This is a genomic window from Phenylobacterium zucineum HLK1 (assembly GCF_000017265.1).
In the GTDB taxonomy this organism is placed as follows: domain Bacteria; phylum Pseudomonadota; class Alphaproteobacteria; order Caulobacterales; family Caulobacteraceae; genus Phenylobacterium; species Phenylobacterium zucineum.
Genome location: NC_011144.1, coordinates 1,771,503 through 1,786,466 on the forward strand (window position 1 = coordinate 1,771,503; position 14,964 = coordinate 1,786,466).

Annotated in this window: 18 protein-coding genes; 8 read left to right on the forward strand and 10 right to left on the reverse strand. The window is 72.0% G+C overall.

The genetic code is table 11. The annotated features are described in order from the left end of the window. Positions 1-2: 2 nt before the first annotated feature. On the reverse strand, positions 3-1,940 hold the full coding sequence (locus PHZ_RS08650) for a M61 family metallopeptidase (RefSeq protein ID WP_012522124.1): 1,938 nt from the start codon (positions 1,938-1,940) through the stop codon (positions 3-5). Positions 1,941-2,072: 132 nt separating this feature from the next. On the opposite strand from PHZ_RS08650, the gene PHZ_RS23065 reads away from it, so the two are divergent. Next, positions 2,073-2,471, forward strand: coding sequence for a Kazal-type serine protease inhibitor family protein (locus PHZ_RS23065; protein WP_012522125.1), 399 nt, complete (start codon positions 2,073-2,075; stop codon positions 2,469-2,471). Between the two features lie 69 nt (positions 2,472-2,540). Here PHZ_RS23065 and glnA read toward each other — a convergent pair whose 3' ends face one another. Further along, a complete protein-coding gene (gene glnA / locus PHZ_RS08660; protein WP_012522126.1) occupies positions 2,541-3,950 on the reverse strand; it encodes a type I glutamate--ammonia ligase in 1,410 nt (469 codons plus the stop codon). A gap of 56 nt (positions 3,951-4,006) precedes the next feature. Further along, entirely contained in the window at positions 4,007-4,345 is a 339-nt protein-coding gene (locus PHZ_RS08665) for a P-II family nitrogen regulator (protein ID WP_012522127.1), read from the reverse strand. 236 nt (positions 4,346-4,581) lie between these two features. Between PHZ_RS08665 and PHZ_RS08670 the strand changes: the two genes are divergently transcribed. The 3 genes from PHZ_RS08670 to PHZ_RS08680 all read left to right on the forward strand — a co-directional run bounded on the left by PHZ_RS08670 (position 4,582) and on the right by PHZ_RS08680 (position 8,243). Continuing rightward, positions 4,582-6,126 carry an acetyl-CoA acetyltransferase gene (locus PHZ_RS08670; RefSeq protein WP_012522128.1) on the forward strand — a complete coding sequence of 515 codons (1,545 nt, stop codon included), beginning with the start codon at positions 4,582-4,584 and terminating at the stop codon, positions 6,124-6,126. Positions 6,127-6,130: 4 nt separating this feature from the next. Then, positions 6,131-6,700 (forward strand): histidine phosphatase family protein, encoded by a 570-nt coding sequence (locus PHZ_RS08675; protein WP_012522129.1) that lies wholly within the window; start codon positions 6,131-6,133, stop codon positions 6,698-6,700. A gap of 67 nt (positions 6,701-6,767) precedes the next feature. Further along, positions 6,768-8,243, forward strand: a complete 1,476-nt coding sequence (locus PHZ_RS08680) for a bifunctional ADP-dependent NAD(P)H-hydrate dehydratase/NAD(P)H-hydrate epimerase (RefSeq protein WP_012522130.1) — start codon at positions 6,768-6,770, stop codon at positions 8,241-8,243. Positions 8,244-8,287: 44 nt separating this feature from the next. On the opposite strand, the gene PHZ_RS08685 is transcribed toward PHZ_RS08680, so the two are convergent. Then, a complete protein-coding gene (locus tag PHZ_RS08685; protein ID WP_012522131.1) occupies positions 8,288-8,860 on the reverse strand; it encodes an OmpA family protein in 573 nt (190 codons plus the stop codon). Between the two features lie 142 nt (positions 8,861-9,002). On the opposite strand from PHZ_RS08685, the gene PHZ_RS08690 reads away from it, so the two are divergent. Next, positions 9,003-9,800, forward strand: a complete 798-nt coding sequence (locus tag PHZ_RS08690) for a hypothetical protein (protein WP_148216825.1) — start codon at positions 9,003-9,005, stop codon at positions 9,798-9,800. On the opposite strand, the gene PHZ_RS08695 is transcribed toward PHZ_RS08690, so the two are convergent. Further along, positions 9,801-10,142 carry a hypothetical protein gene (locus PHZ_RS08695; RefSeq protein ID WP_041373369.1) on the reverse strand — a complete coding sequence of 114 codons (342 nt, stop codon included), beginning with the start codon at positions 10,140-10,142 and terminating at the stop codon, positions 9,801-9,803. 15 nt (positions 10,143-10,157) lie between these two features. Next, positions 10,158-10,670, reverse strand: a complete 513-nt coding sequence (locus PHZ_RS23070) for a DUF4402 domain-containing protein (protein ID WP_041374049.1) — start codon at positions 10,668-10,670, stop codon at positions 10,158-10,160. 234 nt (positions 10,671-10,904) lie between these two features. On the opposite strand from PHZ_RS23070, the gene PHZ_RS23075 reads away from it, so the two are divergent. Next, on the forward strand, positions 10,905-11,408 hold the full coding sequence (locus PHZ_RS23075) for a hypothetical protein (RefSeq protein WP_041373370.1): 504 nt from the start codon (positions 10,905-10,907) through the stop codon (positions 11,406-11,408). Positions 11,409-11,535: 127 nt separating this feature from the next. Beyond that, positions 11,536-11,796, forward strand: coding sequence for a hypothetical protein (locus PHZ_RS08710; RefSeq protein ID WP_083770869.1), 261 nt, complete (start codon positions 11,536-11,538; stop codon positions 11,794-11,796). On the opposite strand, the gene PHZ_RS08715 is transcribed toward PHZ_RS08710, so the two are convergent. From PHZ_RS08715 to PHZ_RS08725, 3 genes are read right to left on the reverse strand one after another with little or no spacing between them, the layout of a single operon-like run. Next, positions 11,793-12,803 carry a DUF2891 domain-containing protein gene (locus tag PHZ_RS08715; protein ID WP_012522135.1) on the reverse strand — a complete coding sequence of 337 codons (1,011 nt, stop codon included), beginning with the start codon at positions 12,801-12,803 and terminating at the stop codon, positions 11,793-11,795. The two genes, PHZ_RS08710 and PHZ_RS08715, sit on opposite strands and share 4 nt — an antisense overlap. Continuing rightward, positions 12,787-13,737 carry a DUF979 domain-containing protein gene (locus tag PHZ_RS08720; protein ID WP_012522136.1) on the reverse strand — a complete coding sequence of 317 codons (951 nt, stop codon included), beginning with the start codon at positions 13,735-13,737 and terminating at the stop codon, positions 12,787-12,789. Before PHZ_RS08720 ends, PHZ_RS08715 begins: the two co-directional genes overlap by 17 nt. Next, positions 13,734-14,399, reverse strand: coding sequence for a DUF969 domain-containing protein (locus tag PHZ_RS08725; RefSeq protein WP_012522137.1), 666 nt, complete (start codon positions 14,397-14,399; stop codon positions 13,734-13,736). The genes PHZ_RS08720 and PHZ_RS08725 overlap by 4 nt, the downstream gene beginning before the upstream one ends. A 102-nt stretch (positions 14,400-14,501) precedes the next feature. On the opposite strand from PHZ_RS08725, the gene PHZ_RS23750 reads away from it, so the two are divergent. Then, on the forward strand, positions 14,502-14,630 hold the full coding sequence (locus PHZ_RS23750; RefSeq protein ID WP_269079168.1) for a hypothetical protein: 129 nt from the start codon (positions 14,502-14,504) through the stop codon (positions 14,628-14,630). A 25-nt stretch (positions 14,631-14,655) separates the two neighbouring features. On the opposite strand, the gene PHZ_RS08730 is transcribed toward PHZ_RS23750, so the two are convergent. Further along, entirely contained in the window at positions 14,656-14,964 is a 309-nt protein-coding gene (locus PHZ_RS08730) for a hypothetical protein (protein WP_041373372.1), read from the reverse strand.

Consider the following 14,964-nt stretch of genomic DNA (forward strand, 5'->3'; position numbering starts at 1 on the left):
ACCTATTTCCGGGGCGCGTAGATGGCCGAGAGGCGGTCGGGGGTTCCGGCGATCCGCTCCAGGCGCGGGTAGCGCAGGCCGCCGCGGTGGTCGATCGCCACGGTGCGGAAGTGGTCGCCGTCCCTGACGATCAGGGCGATCGGCGCGCCGGCCTTGGCGGCGGTGATGGCCTCCTTGAAGCGCTCGGCGTCGTAGGCGATGCCGTTCACGGCCAGGATCTGGTCGCCCACGGTCAGGCCGGCCTTGAAGGCGGGGCCGTCCCACAGGACGCCGATGATCCGGCCCTCGCGGTTCAGCGTCAGGCCGACGGAATAGGTGAGGTCCACCATCTTGCGGCGGGCCTCGGTGTCGCGCCAGTAGTCGGTGGGCGTCTCGGCGTAGACGAGCCGGTAGCCGCCGCGCTCCAGGCCGCCCAGGGGATAGTCGGGCGAGACCTGCCGCAGGCGCGAGTCCAGGAAGCCGGCCCAGTCGTGCGGCTGGACCTTGTTCAGGGTCTCGACGACCTCCTCGAAGGTGTAGGTGAGCGGCTGCTTCCACTCGCCGTCGTTCACGCCGAAGAACGCGCGGGCGAAGTCGTCGAGCGAGCGCTTCCCGCCGGACTTCTCGCGGATCAGGGTGTCGGCCTCGAGCCAGACCAGCTGGCCCTCGGAATAGTAGTCCTCGCTGCGCTGCCAGCTGGTCCAGGGGATCGGGCGGCGGCCGGCGATGATCGGATCGTTGGTGGTGTCCTCGACCGAGCGCCACTTGCGGCCGGGACGGCCCTCGGCGTAGGCGGCGGCGGTCATCGCCAGGGCGTCCAGCGTCTGCTGCTTGGTGACCAGGCCCGAGCGGGCGCCGAGCACGAAGCCCCAGTACTGGTCCTGGCCCTCGTAGACCCACAGCAGGCTGTCGCGCATGGGGACGTTGAGGTTCGGCGTCCACAGGTCGGCCGGCCGGCGGTACTTGCCGTCCCACGAGTGGGCGTATTCGTGCGGCAGGAGGTTGCGGGCGGGGGCGTTCTTCGCCCACTCGGTGAAGTACTCGGGGACGGTGCCGTTCTCGCTGGAGCGCTGGTGCTCCAGGCCGATGCCGCCCATCCGCTCGGTCAGGGCCAGCAGGAACTCGTAGCGGTCGAAGTGGCGCGCGCCGAACAGCTTGTCGGCCTGGCGGACCAGTTCGCGGTGCTTCTCGATCTGCTCGTCGGTGGCGGCCAGCAACTCGGGCCGGTCGGCGACGATGTTGAGGCGCACGGGCGACTTGCCGCTGGTGTCGAGGTCGTAGCGCTTGAAGTGCCGCCCGGCGAACAGCGGGGAGTCGACGAAGGTGTCGAAGTCGGTCCGCTCGAAGCGGACGAGGCCGTCCTGCTCGGACGCCGCCTTCAGCGCCGTGCCGTAGCCCCAGCCGGCGGGCAGGCGGATCGAGGCGTCCACCGGGATGCGGCGCATGTAGTAGCCGGCCGGGTACATGGCGAGCGAGACGAACTGGGCGTTCAGCATCTCGGGCGTGATGAGGACCCGGCCCTGGTCGCCGGCGGTGGGCGAGACATGCTGGAACTCGACCTCGATCGCGGTCGCGCCCGCGGGCGGCGTGACGTGGAAGGCGAACACCTGCACCGGATCGCGCTTCCAGGGCAGCACCTGGCCGCCGGCGCGGAAGGTGACCCCGGCGATGTTGTAGATCGGATTGCGCGGAGAGTGGCCGCCGGGGACCCACTGGGGGAACAGGACGGTCATCGGCCCGGCCTCGGTCACCGGGATCGTCTGGCGCACGCGGAAGATGCGGCGCTCCAGGTCGGTGGCGTCGATGTCGACGGTGAGCACGCCCGGATAGGGCGCGTCCCGCGGGCCCGCGATCTCGGGCGGCATCGGCAGGGGCTGGGGACCGGGAGACGGCTGGGCCGCGACGGGGAGGGCCGCGCAGGCGAGGAGCGCGGCGGCGAGGGCGAGGGAGCTTGGACGCATCGCTCCTTGTAGTGCGGCTTGCCGCAGGCCCGCAAACCCGTCCGGAGATAACGCGTTCGACGAACGCAGCTACCCAAGCGCCGCCGTGGGCGGTAAGAAGGACAACTTCAACGCGATCCTAGGGGCTGTTCCATGATGAAGCGACTTGCACTGGGCCTGATGGCGGCCGGCGCGCTTGCGCTCGCCGCCTGCCAGCAGAACGAGGCCAAGACGGACCAGGCGGCGGAAGCGCCCGCCGCGGCCGCGCCAGCGGCGGCCCCCGCGGCTGCTCCCGCTGCCGGGGCGGCGACGGGCGGGACGTGCGGGACCATCGCCGGGATCACCTGCGCCTCGGCCGACGATTTCTGCAAGACCGAGACGGGCCAATGCGGGGTGCAGGACGCCGCGGGCGTCTGCACCAAGAAGCCGGAGATCTGCACGAAAGAGTACATGCCGGTCTGCGGCTGCGACGGCCAGACCTACGGCAACGCCTGCGAGGCCGACCGCGCGGGGGTGAACATCGCCTCGACCGGCGCCTGCAAGCCGGCCTGACGCGGAGCCGACAAGAAAAGGGCCGCGGATCGCTCCGCGGCCCTTGCCTGTTCGGTCAGGAAATCCCGACTAGCACTTGAAGTACATGTCGAATTCCACCGGGTGCGGATGGAGCTGGAGGCGCATGACCTCCTCCATCTTCAGCTCGATGTAGGCGTCGATGAAGTCGTCGTCCATGACGCCGCCCTTCTTGAGGAAGGCGCGGTCCTTGTCGAGGTTCTCGAGGGCCTCGCGCAGGCTGCCGCAGACCTCGGGGACCTTCTTCTGCTCGCGCGGGGGCAGGTCGTAGAGGTTCTTGTCCATGGCCGGGCCGGGATCGATCTTGTTCTCGATGCCGTCGAGGCCGGCCATCAGCAGCGCCACGAACGTGAGGTAGGGGTTGCCCATCGGGTCCGGGAAGCGGGCCTCGATGCGCTTGGCCTTCGGCGAGTCCACGTGCGGGATGCGGATCGAGGCCGAGCGGTTGCGGGCCGAGTAGGCCAGCTTCACCGGCGCCTCGTAGCCGGGCACCAGGCGCTTGTACGAGTTCGTGGTCGAGTTCGAGAAGGCGTTGATCGCCTTGGCGTGCTTGATGATGCCGCCGATGTACCAGAGGCACATCTCGGACAGGCCGGCGTACTTGTCGCCCGCGAACATGGGCTTGCCGTCCTTCCAGATCGACTGGTGGACGTGCATGCCCGAGCCGTTGTCGCCGAACATCGGCTTGGCCATGAAGGTGGCGGTCTTGCCGTAGGCGTGGGCCACGTTGTGGATCACGTACTTATAGAGCTGCATCCGGTCGGCCATGGTGATGAGCTCGGCGAACTTCAGGCCGAGCTCGTGCTGGGCCGGCGCCACCTCGTGGTGGTGCTTCTCGGGCTTCATGCCGAGCTCGCCCATGACCGCCAGCATCTCGCCGCGCAGGTCCTGGCCGCTGTCCACCGGATTGACGGGGAAGTACCCGCCCTTGGGGCCCGGGCGGTGGCCCATGTTGCCCTCGGGATAGGACTTGCCCGAATTCACCGGCAGCTCGGTGGAGTCGTAGGAGTAGCGCGTGTCGTGCGCGGCGGTGTTCCACTGGACGTCGTCGAAGACGAAGAATTCGGCCTCGGGACCGAAGAACACGGTGTCGCCCACGCCGGCGGCCTTGACGTAGGACAGCGCCGCCTTGGCGATCGAGCGGGGATCGCGGTTGTAGGGCGTGTTGGTGTCGGGGTTCACGATGTCGCAGAACAGGGCGAGCGTGGTCTGCTGGTAGAACGGGTCGATGATCGCCGAGTCCAGGTCCGGCCGCAGCTTCATGTCGGACTCGTTGATGGCCTTCCAGCCGGCGATGGACGAGCCGTCGAACATCGTGCCGTCGGTGAGGAAGTCCTCGTCGACGAGGTCGATGTCGAAGGTGACGTGCTGCATCTTCCCGCGGATGTCGGTGAAGCGGACGTCGACGTATTTGACGTCCTTTTCCTTGATCAGGTTCAGGATGTCCTGGGCGGAAGCCATGTTGTTATCCCCTTGGCTTGGTCTCGATCGGTTGCTTTTGGCGGGTGTCGTTGAGGTCAGATGGCGACGGGTCCGGTCTCGCCGGTCCGGATCCGCATGACGTCCAGGACCTCGGAGACGAAGATCTTGCCGTCGCCGATGCGCCCGGTGCGGGCGGCGGCGGAGATCGCTTCCAGGGCTCGGGACAGCTGGTCGTCGGCGACCACCACCTCGATCTTGATCTTCGGCAGGAAGTCCACGACGTACTCGGCCCCGCGGTACAGTTCGGTCTGCCCCTTCTGCCGGCCGTAGCCCTTGGCCTCGATCACCGTCATGCCCTGGACGCCCAGCTCCTGCAGGGCCTCCTTCACCTCGTCGAGTTTGAACGGCTTGATGATGGCTTCGATCTTTTTCATTGGCTCGGCTCGTCAGGCGGGCGGCGCCGCCCCGCGGTCGCCGCGGACGGAGCACGCGCCGCGCGCCGACCACAAGCCGGCATCGGTTGCTTGCCGCCACGGCTACCTGGGAAAATAGGCAGGCGCCTAAGGAATGGGCGCCATTGGATCAAAAAACGATCAGGCCGGAAATCGCCTTGTGCGGGCGCCTTCCGGCCCCAGGATCGCGGGCAATTCGCAGTGGAGGCGGGCCAAGCATGGGTGATCGCACCCCGGTTCTCATCGGAGCGGGCCAATTCACGTACAGGGGCGATCCGGCGACGTCGCCGTCGCCCACGGCGCTGCTGAAGATTGCGGCGGAACGGGCGGCGCTCGACGCCGGACTCGGCGCGGCGGGCCTTTCGGCCATCGACGCCCTGGCCGTGGTGGGCTTCACCATCGACGCCCCGGGCTCGAAGCGGGGGATGATCCCGCATTCGAACAACCCGCCCGCGAACCTGGCCGGGAAGATCGGCGCGGCGCCCCGCTGGAGCGTCTATTCCGAGATGGGCGGCAACACGCCCCAGTACCTGATCAACACCCTGGCCGAGCGGATCGCGCGCGGCGAGACGGACCTGGCGCTGGCGGTGGGCTGCGAGTTCCTGGGCTCGGCCATGAAGCGGGCCACGCGGGGCCTGTCCTTCGACGACTGGAAGGCCGACGAGCCCGAGGACCTGCCGCCGCCCCAGCGCATCGGCGACCCCCGGCCGGGCAACACCGCCTACGAGGCGCGGCACGGCATCGACCGGCCGATCAACATCTATCCGCTGTTCGAGAACGCCCTGCGGGCGCGGGACGGACGCTCGATCCCCGACCACCAGCGGCGGATGGGCAAGCTGTTCGCCGGATTCAGCAAGGTGGCGGCCGGCAATCCCGAGGCCTGGTTCCCGATCGAGCGCAGCGCCGAGGAGCTGGTCACGGTCACCGAGAAGAACCGGATGATCGGCTTCCCGTACCCCAAGCTGCTGAACGCGATCATGGAGGTGGACCAGTCGGCGGCGGTGCTGATCGCCAGCGAGGCCAAGGCCCGCGAGCTGGGCGTGCCGGAATCCAACTTCGTCTACCTGCACGGCTGCGCCGACGCGGCCGACCTGTGGCATCCCCTGGACCGGCAGGACTTCCACTCGAGCCCGGCCATGCGGCGGACGGGCCAGAAGGCGTTCGAGATGGCCGGCATCGGCCTGTCCGACATCGACCTGATCGACCTCTATTCCTGCTTCCCGGTGGCGGTGGAGATCGGCGCCGAGGAGCTGGGCCTGTCGCTGGACGACCCGCGCGGCCTGACCGTCACCGGCGGGCTGCCCTACGCCGGCGGGCCGGGGAACAACTACGTCATGCACTCGGTGGCGGCGATGCTGGGCAAGCTGCGCGAGCGGCCGGGCGCCTATGGCCTTATCACCGGCAACGGCTGGTACCTGACCAAGCAGTCCACGGGCATCTATTCCACCAAGCGGCCGGAGGCGCCGTTCGAGCGCGAGGACCCGGCGATCCTGCAGCGGGAGATCGACGCCCTGCCGCACCCGGAGATCGTCGAGCGGCCCAGCGGGCGGGGGACGATCGAGACCTACACCGTCGTCCACAGGCGGGAGGGGCCGTTCACGGCCATCGTGGTGGGCCGCGACGAGGCGGGGCGCCGCTTCGCCGCTAACACGCCGCAGGACCCGCAGCTGCTGGCCGCCATGGAGGTCTCGGAGCAGGTGGGCCGGAGCGGGACCGTGGGCCCCGCGCCGGACGGCCAGACCAACCTGTTCACACCGGACTAGCCGCATGGCCCGCCTCTACCTGATCCGACACGGCCGGCCGGCCTCCACCTGGGGCGGCCACGACGACGACCCGGGCCTGGACCCGCAGGGGCTGGCCCAGGCCGAGGCCGCCCGGGACTGGCTGCTGGGCCTGCCCGGCGACGAGCGGCCGGTGCGGGTGGCGAGCTCGCCCCTGCGCCGCTGCCGCGAGACGGCCCAGCCGACGGCGGCGGCGCTGGGCGTGGAGCTGCTGGTGGACCCGGTGGTGGGCGAGATCCCGACGCCGAAGGACCTGGCGCCCGAGCAGCGGCCCGACTGGCTGCGCCGGGCCTTCGCCGGGACCTGGGGCGAGATCGAGGGCGACCTGGACTACCGCGCCTGGCGAGAGGCGATCGTCGAGCGGCTGACGGGCCTGGGCGGCGTGGCGGTGTTCTCGCACTATGTGGCGATCAACGCGGCGGTCTCGCGCCTGACCGGCGTGGAGCAGGTGCTGGCCTTCCTCCCCGACCACGCCTCGATCACCGTGCTGGAGACGGATGGCGCGGCGCTGCGCCTGGTGCGCAAGGGCGCCGAGGCCCAGACGAGCGTGCTCTAGGGGCAGGGGGCTTGCACGCGGGGGCGTGGCGGGGGATGACCGGCCGCAGGGAGCCTGGGAGCCGAGTTTGCCCGCACGTCCGATCCTGACGGTCGCCGAGATCACCGAGGCCGACCGCGCCGCCATCGCCGCCGGCACGCCCGGAAGCGTGCTGATGGAGCGCGCGGGGACGGCGGTGGCCGACGCCGTCTGCGCCCGCTTCCGCCCGCAGCCGACGGTGGTGCTGTGCGGCCCCGGCAACAACGGCGGCGACGGCTATGTGGTCGCGCGCGTGCTGAAGGCCCGCGGCTGGCCGGTGGAGGTGAGGGCGCTCGCCGAACCGGCCACCGAGGACGCCCGGGACGCCGCCGCGCAGTGGGACGGCCCGATGGCGCCGCTGGCGGGAACGCTGGAGCCGGCGCTGTTCGTCGATGCGCTGTTCGGCGCGGGCCTGACGCGCCCGCTGGACGGGGTCGCCGCGGCGGCCGTCCAGCGGCTCGCCGAGCGGCCCGAGAAGGTGGTGGCGGTGGACATCCCCTCGGGGTTGCCGGGCGACACCGGCCGGCCCGTGGGCCCGGCGGCCTGCGCGCGCCTGACCGTCACCTTCCACGCCCGCAAGCCCGCCCACGTGCTGGAGCCCGGCAAGGGCCTGTGCGGCGAGGTGGTGGTGGCCGACATCGGCCTGGGAGAGATGGGCGGGGGAGAGCCCGGCGGGGGAGGGACGACCTCGCGGCTGGTGGAGAACGGGCCCGAGCTGTGGCTGGACCGCTTCCCCTGGCCGACGGCGGCCTCGCACAAGCACGACCGGGGCCGGATGATCGTGGTGAGCGGCGAGGCGTGGAGCACCGGCGCGGCGCGCCTGGCCGCCCGCGCGGGCCTGCGGATCGGCGCCGGCCTCGTCACCGTCCATTCGCCGCCCGACGCCCTGGCCCCGAACGTCGCCCACCTGGAGGCGGTGATGCTGCGGCCCTTCGAGACCGACCAGGAGCTGGAGCAGGCCGCGGCGCAGGTGGACGCGGCGGTGATCGGCCCGGCCGCGGGGGTGAGCGAGAACACCCTGCTGAACGTGCTGGCCCTGGCCCGAACGGGGGCGGCGCTGGTGCTGGACGCCGACGCCATCACCGTCTTCCGCGACGATCCCGAGGAGCTGTTCTCGGTGCTGGACCGGGACGACGTGCTGACGCCGCATCCCGGCGAGTTCGAGCGGCTGTTCCCGGGGCTGCTGTCGGGCGCGCCCGAGCGCATCTCGGCGGCCCGGCGGGCGGCCGAGAAGGCGGGGGCGGTCGTGCTGCTGAAAGGCGCGGACACGGTCGTCGCCGCGCCGGACGGCCGGGCGGCGGTGAACGTGAACGGCTCGCCCTGGCTGGCCACGGCCGGTTCGGGCGACGTGCTGGCGGGCTTCATCGGCGGGCTGGTGGCCCAGGGCATGGAGAGCTTCGAGGCGGCCTGCGCGGCGGCCTGGATCCACGCCGAGGCGGCCGAGCTGCATGGGCCCGGCCTGATTTCCGAGGACCTGCCCGGCCTCGCGCCGGCCGTCCTGCGGCGCCTCTACGAGGACCGCTGAACGCCCGGTGAGGCGGAGGAGGCCGGAGCCTCCTCCGCGGCCCGTCAGCTGAGGACGATGATCTCCACGCGCCGGTTCTGGGCCCGGCCCTCGGCGGTGTCGTTTGAGGCCACGGGAGCCTCCTCGCCGTACGAGATCGTGCCCATCCGGTTGAGGGCGACGCCCGCCTTGGCCAGATGCTTGCGCACGGCCTCGGCCCGGGCTTCGCCGAGCTGGTCGTTGTAGGCCTCGGGGCCGGTGGAGTCGGTGTGACCCTGGATCTCGAGGTAGACGTTGCGGTTCTCGCTCTTCAGCCGCTCGGCCAGCTCGTTGAGGCGGGCCTCGGCCTCGGGCGAGAGGGCGTGGCGGTCGACCGGGAACTTCACCGAATCGTCCGACAGCACGACCTGGTAGAGGAACTTGCCCTCCGCCAGCTTGTGGGCCGCGTTGGCGCGCGCGAGCGCTTCCCCGGCGGTGCCCTCCACTCCGGTCACCCGGGTGTCCACCACGGCGACCTGATCGCGGACGAAGCGGTGGCTGGCGCAGCCGCTGACGGCGACGCCGGCCAGCAGCAGGACGCCGGTCACCGTGGCCGCCCTAAACTTCCCATTGTTCAATTCGAGGTTCCTTCTAGCCATAGAACCCCACCCCCAAGGCGTGAGCCAATGCTTAGGTTCCCGGCCCTGGTGGCTTCGGCATGACGCGACCGTGGCCGGAACAGGGCAGCTTGGCCTTAAATCGGGCCACGATCCTGCCCGAGGCGCATGCTCAGCCTTGCGCATGAGCGGGCGGACCGAGGCGGGGCGGCGTCGAAGGCGGCGGATCTGGGCGACGGCCCTGAGCCTGGCCGCGCACCTGGCGATTCCACTGGCCATCGTGGTCGGCGCCCGGGACGAGGCCCCGCGGATCGAGCCCGAGCCGATCGTGGTCAGTCTGGTGCGCCCGCCGCCGCCGCCTCCGCCGCCGCCGCCGCCGAAGCCCCCGGAAACGCCGAAACCCGGCGGCTCGCCCGCGGCGGCCCCGGCCAAGGCCGCCGAGGCGCCGCCGCGCCGGCCGGTGCGCCGGGCGGTCCGGCCGCCGCCGCCCGACGTGGAGCCGCTGCTGGCGCCCGAGGCCCCGCCGGTCCCGGTGGAGACCCTGGCGACGGTGGGCGAGGCCGCGCTCGTCGGGGCGAGGACGGCGGGATCGGGGCGCGGCTCGGGGACCGGGACCGGCTCTGGCGTGGGCGACGGCGGGGAGCCCTGCGACATGGTCCGGCGGCTGCAGGCGGCGCTGCGGCGGGACCCGGAGGTGCGCGCCGCGGTGGCGCAGGCGCATCGCACCGGGGCCGGCGGGCGGGCCATCCTGGTCTGGGACGGGGACTGGATCCGCAGCCCGGGCGAGGCGGGCAAGGGCCTGGCCGGCGTGCGCCAGGCGATCGTCATGGAGGTGGCGTTCGCGCCCGAGGCCTGCCGACAGGAGGCGATGGCCGGCCTCGTCCTGCTGTCGATGAGCGATTCGGCGGGCGCGCCGCGGCTGGTGCTGGGCCGGGGCGCCTGGCGCTGGACCGACCTGCTGGGCGGACGGGCGCGGCGCTAGCTACTTGCGCTCGACCGGCACCATCTGGGCGGTGAACAGGTCGCAGGCCTCGGGGTAGCCCTGCACGAGGCGGCGGGCGATCAGGCCCTGGCCCGTGGGGCCCTGGGGCGTGATCTCGAGGCGCAGCTCGCAGTAGCGGGGTCCGTCGGCGGTGTCGGCCCGGCGCCGCCAGATGTGATAGCGCTTGCCCGCCAAGGTGACCGCCTCGTCCCAGGGGCCGTACAGCGCGACCGCGGCGTCCGCGGACTGGCCGTAGAGGGCCGAGGGCCGATCACCCTCGATGGCGGTGGCGCAGGCGGCGAGGGCGGCGAGCGGCAGGAGCGCGGGCGCGAAGCGGAGCATCGGCTCCCGACTAGCCTAGTTGTAGGCCACCGTCGCGGTGAAGGCGCCGGAGTAGGCGCCGCTGGCGGTGCCGTCGCTGATCGGAATCTGCCCGCCGACGCCGAAGCTGGCCGTGCCGGCCGAGCCCAGGGCGTTGCTGAGCGTGCCGGTGGTGGCCGTGGGGGTCAGCAGGACGGTGATGGTCTCGGAGCCGCCCGAGCGGGTCATGTTGAAGTTGGCCGGGACCGAGATCGAGAACGTCTGGCCGCCTTCGCCGCCCACCGTGTAGGTCGCCCGGCCGGCGGGGGCGTTGGGGCCGGTGGAGAGCAGGGCGCCGCTGCCCGAGAGCGAGCGGCTGCCGTCGACCTCGGAGATCGTCACCGTGCCCGAGCCCGCCATCGGCCGCACGATGGTGCCGAACGACAGGTCCGAGTTCTTCGTCAGGGTGATCGGCCGGAAGATGGTGACGGTGGAGGTCGTCGACTGGCTGGCCGAGGCCTGGGCGTGCGCCAGCGAGGCCGCGCCGGTCATCGCGGCGGCTGCAACCATGCCGATCAAGAACCTGCAACCGTACGTCACTGAAGAACCTCTAGTAAAACGGGCCCCGCGGCGGCGGCGACCGGAGCCGAAACTTATCAAAAGTTGTCGTTCGCTGATCTGTGCCGATGTCTTACAGGCGAGCGGCCTGATACAGCTCGGCCATGGCGGCTGCAACACGCGGGCCAACTCATTTTGGGGCCTTCCGAGGGGCCGGATTGCGGCGGCGGGGCCCGCCGGCGTACGATGGCGGCCATGACGGGGGTGCGGACGATCGTTCTGGGACTGGCGGCGGCCATGACGGCCATGACGGCCGGGACGGCGCTTGCTCAGAGTTCGGCCCAGAGTTCGGCCCAGGTCGAGGTCCGCAGTTCGGTGACCATCGTCGATCCGCCGGCGCTGGGGAAGGAGACCGAGCTCAGCGTCGCCCCGGTGGCCCGCGGCGGCGCGCCGGGCGCCGTGACGGGCGCGGTGACGGCCACGGCGGTCGGCGGCCGCTATGCGGTCAGCGGCGTGGCCGGGGACACCTTCAACATCGCCATGCCCGCCTCGCTGCGGCTCGTGCGCGGCGACGGGGCCGGCGAGGTGGTGCTGAGGCTCTCGCCCTCGGGCGCCATGACGACCCTGCCGGGGGCCTACGGCGCGCGCAGCGTGGGGTCGGTGGACATCCAGGGCGCGGTGGGCGTGCCGCGCGAGGCGGCGGCGGGCGTGTACCGGGGTGCGTTCCCCGTGATCCTCTCGCTCCAGTAGCATCTCCCACAACCATCCCCAGGGAACGGCCGCGCCGTCCACAGGCGCGTCGGCGCGCGCCTTTACCATGACGGCCGAACGGCGCTTCCCTTCGGGCCGCATCGTCCCGAAGAAGAGGAGGCCGGCCGTGAACGTCGAGGACCTCTCGCCGCCGAACCGCGCGCTGCTGAGCGAAGCCATGCCCGCCGGGGAGGTCGTCAACGTGCTCTATCGCGACGGAGAACGGCTGGACGCGGGGTTCCAGCGCGAGCGCCGCTGTTTCGCGCTGGGCGAGCGCGGCTGGCTGGCGTTCGTGGGCTGGGACGGCCGGCTGGCGGGCGAGGCCCACTGCCGCTCGCGGTGGGCGCTGACCGAACAGGCCCAGGCGCTGCTGGAGCCGCGAGGCTAGGGCCCGTCGCCCGCCGTCAGGGCCAGGAGGGCGAACGAGGCCAGCCAGTGCTCGCCCATGTAGTCGCCGGCGACGTGCGGCAGGCTGGCGGCCAGATGGTCGCGGGCGGCGTCCTCGGCGGCGCGCCGGGCCTCGCCCTCCAGCGTGAGGGCCAGCTCGCGCCAGCACCAGGCGCGGGACAGGTTCAGGCCGTCGAGGTGGACGATCTTGCCGTCGGTGCGGTCGGTGACGACGGCGGGCGTGAAGAGGCTGGCCGGGCGACGCTGATCCAGGCGCGGCAGGTAGGCGGCGAACCAGGCGCGGAAATCGCCGGGCGGCAGCAGCCGGCGCAGGCACTCGGCGGTCACCAGGGTGGCCGACAGGAACTCGTCCAGCGACGGCTCCCAGGCCTGGGCGTCGCGGTCGCCCGCGTGCCAGGCGAGGACCTTGTCGCGGAAGAGGTCCAGGAGGCCGGGGTCGGCGGCGCGGGCGTAGTCGCTGGCCAGCGCCAGGGCGAAGCTGGTGGAGGAGTGGACCCCGGTGCGGATCGGATAGGCGGCGATCGGCAGGAAGTCGCGGAACCGCTGGGCGAAGGCGTCGGCGAGCGGCTGGTGGACGGCGGCCCAGGGCGCGTCGTGGGCCAGGAGCTCGCCCTGCAGCTTCAGGAGCCAGCCCCAGCCGTAGGGCCGCTCGAAGCCCCGGGCGGAGGGACGGGCGAGGTAGGCGACCTCGGCCGCCACGTTGGCGGGCGTGAAGGCCTCGTCGAAGCGGGCGCGGATCGCCGGCGCCTCGGGGATGTCCGGGTGGAGGCGCAGCACGGTCGCCAGGGTCCAGTAGCCGTGGACGCAGGAGTGCCAGTCGAAGCTGCCGTAGTAGATCGGGTGCAGGGCCCGGGGCCCGAGGGCGTCCTGCGGCCCGTCCAGCACGTGGTCGAGCTTGTTCGGGTACTCGCGGGCGACGTGGCCGAGGGCGATGCGGGCGAAGGCCGAGGCGAGTTGCGGCGTCAGCCGGTCAGAAGGCGAAGACATACATGAGGCCGATGTTGACGAGGAGCAGCGGCAGGGCCGTGGGGATCTGCGCCTTGATGACCGAGTAGCGGTCGGGGAGCTCGAGCAGGGCCGGGGGCACCAGATTGAAGTTGGCGGCCAGCGGGGTCATCAGCGTGCCGCAGAAGCCCGACAGCATGCCGATGGAGCAGACCACCGCAGGGTTTCCGCCGAAGCCGTTGATAAGGATCGGCAAAGCGATTCCGGCGGTCATCACCGGGAAGGCCGCGAAGGCGTTGCCCATGATGATGGTGAAGCCGGCCATGCCGAGGCAGTAGGCGGCGACGGCGGCGAGGCGGGTGTCGAGCGGCACCCAGTCCGTGACGAGCTGGCCGATCAGCTCGCCCACGCCGGCCAGGGCGAAGACGGCGCCCAGGGCGGCCAGCATCTGCGGCAGCAGGGCGGCCCAGCCGACGGTGTCCATCAGCCGGCGGCCCTCCTGCAGCGGACTGAGCGGGGGCTGGCGCAGGAGGACGAGGGCCACCGCCACGGCGGCCACCGCGGCGATGGCGAGGGAGACGAGGGTGGCCTGTTTCGGATCCAGCAGCGGCTGGCCGCCGAACTGCAGCGGCTTGAGCACCAGGACGCCGAAGATGACGACCACGGGCAGGGTCAGGGCCGGGATGAACAGCCTGTCGCCGAACCGCTCGGCCAGGGCGCGCCGTTCGTCGGGCGAGGTGGTGGCGGGCTGGCCGCGGCCGAGGAGGCCGAAGCCGGCGATCAGCGCCAGGCCCAGGACCAGCACGCCGTTGCCGAGGTCCCCCAGCCGGTCGCCGGCCAGGAAGCTGAGGGCGACGAGTCCCCAGAAGACGGCGTTGCCCAGCCGCTTGCGGTTGGCGCGGTCAGTGGCGCTGAACACCGCGAAGGCGGCGAACACCAGCCCCGCCAGGACGTAGACGAGCGAGAGCTTGATCACGCCGCGCGCCTCCGCAGAGCGCGGTCGAACAGGATCAGGCGCGCGCCGTGGATGACGAAGGCGGCGATGGCGGTCGGAATGGCCCACAGCGACAGGTGGATCGGGTCCATGACGATGCCGCTGGCGGCCAGGAAGCCGACCATCAGCAGGATCGAGCCGATGGCGATGAAGATGTCCTCGCCGAAGAAGAGGCCGATGTTGTCGGTGGCGGCGGCCTGGGCGCGGACGGCCTGACGGGTGTCGGGGTCGAGCTCGCCGTGGCGCGCCTCGACGGCGCCCTCGGCCATCGGCGCGACCATCGGGCGGATGCTCTGCGCCTGACCGGCGATGGAGGTGAGGCCCATGGCCGAGGTGATCTGGCGGAAGGCGAGGTAGCCGACCAGGAACGGGCCGACCGAGACGTTCCGGAACCGGGCGATCAGCGCCCGCGCCCGCTCCTGCAGGCCGGCGCGTTCGAGCACCCCCACCATCGGCAGGACCAGGTAGGCGATGGTCACGTAGCGGTTCTCGTTGAACGCCTTGCCGAAGGCGGCGAGCACCTCGAGGGGCGAGAGCCCGGCGAAGATGCCCGTGGTGAAGGCGGCCAGCACCACGACCAGCAGCGGATTGAGGCGCACGGCGAAGCCGACGACGACCACGACGACGCCCAGGAGGGTCAGCATGCCGGCTCCGTATCCGCGAGTCTTGGCCCTGATTCTGACCATTGGAGCGGGTGGAGGCGCCCGGCGCAACGGCGTAGAGTCCGGGGGCGTTGGAGGCCTGTGATGAGCGAACCGCACGAGCGCGACGACGAACCGCGCGATCCGGTGGAGGAGGCCGGCGAGGAGTCCTTCCCGGCCAGCGATCCGCCCGCCTGGACGCCGCCGGGAGGCGCGGAGCCGAACGGGGAGTAGGGGGCGAGCGGCGCCCGCCCGCCGGTCAGTGCCCGACGAGCGCCGGCAGGCCCTGCCAGAGGATGGCGATGGTCGCGAAGGCGCCGCCGAAGGCCGTGACGGACCAGGACAGGCGGTCGAGGCTGTCGCCGCCGGCCCGCAGGCGCCGCAGCCCGGCCAGGCCGAAGAGGGCGGCGGCGGCCGCGCAGGCGAGGGTGAAGGCGCCGATCGTCCAGCGGGAGGCGGGGACGGCGGCGTCGGCCGCCACGTCGGCGACGCTGGCGATCCCGTAGACGCCCATGAAGTGCGCCGCCCAGACGCTCATACCGCCCAGCATGAGGATCCAGCGTCCCAC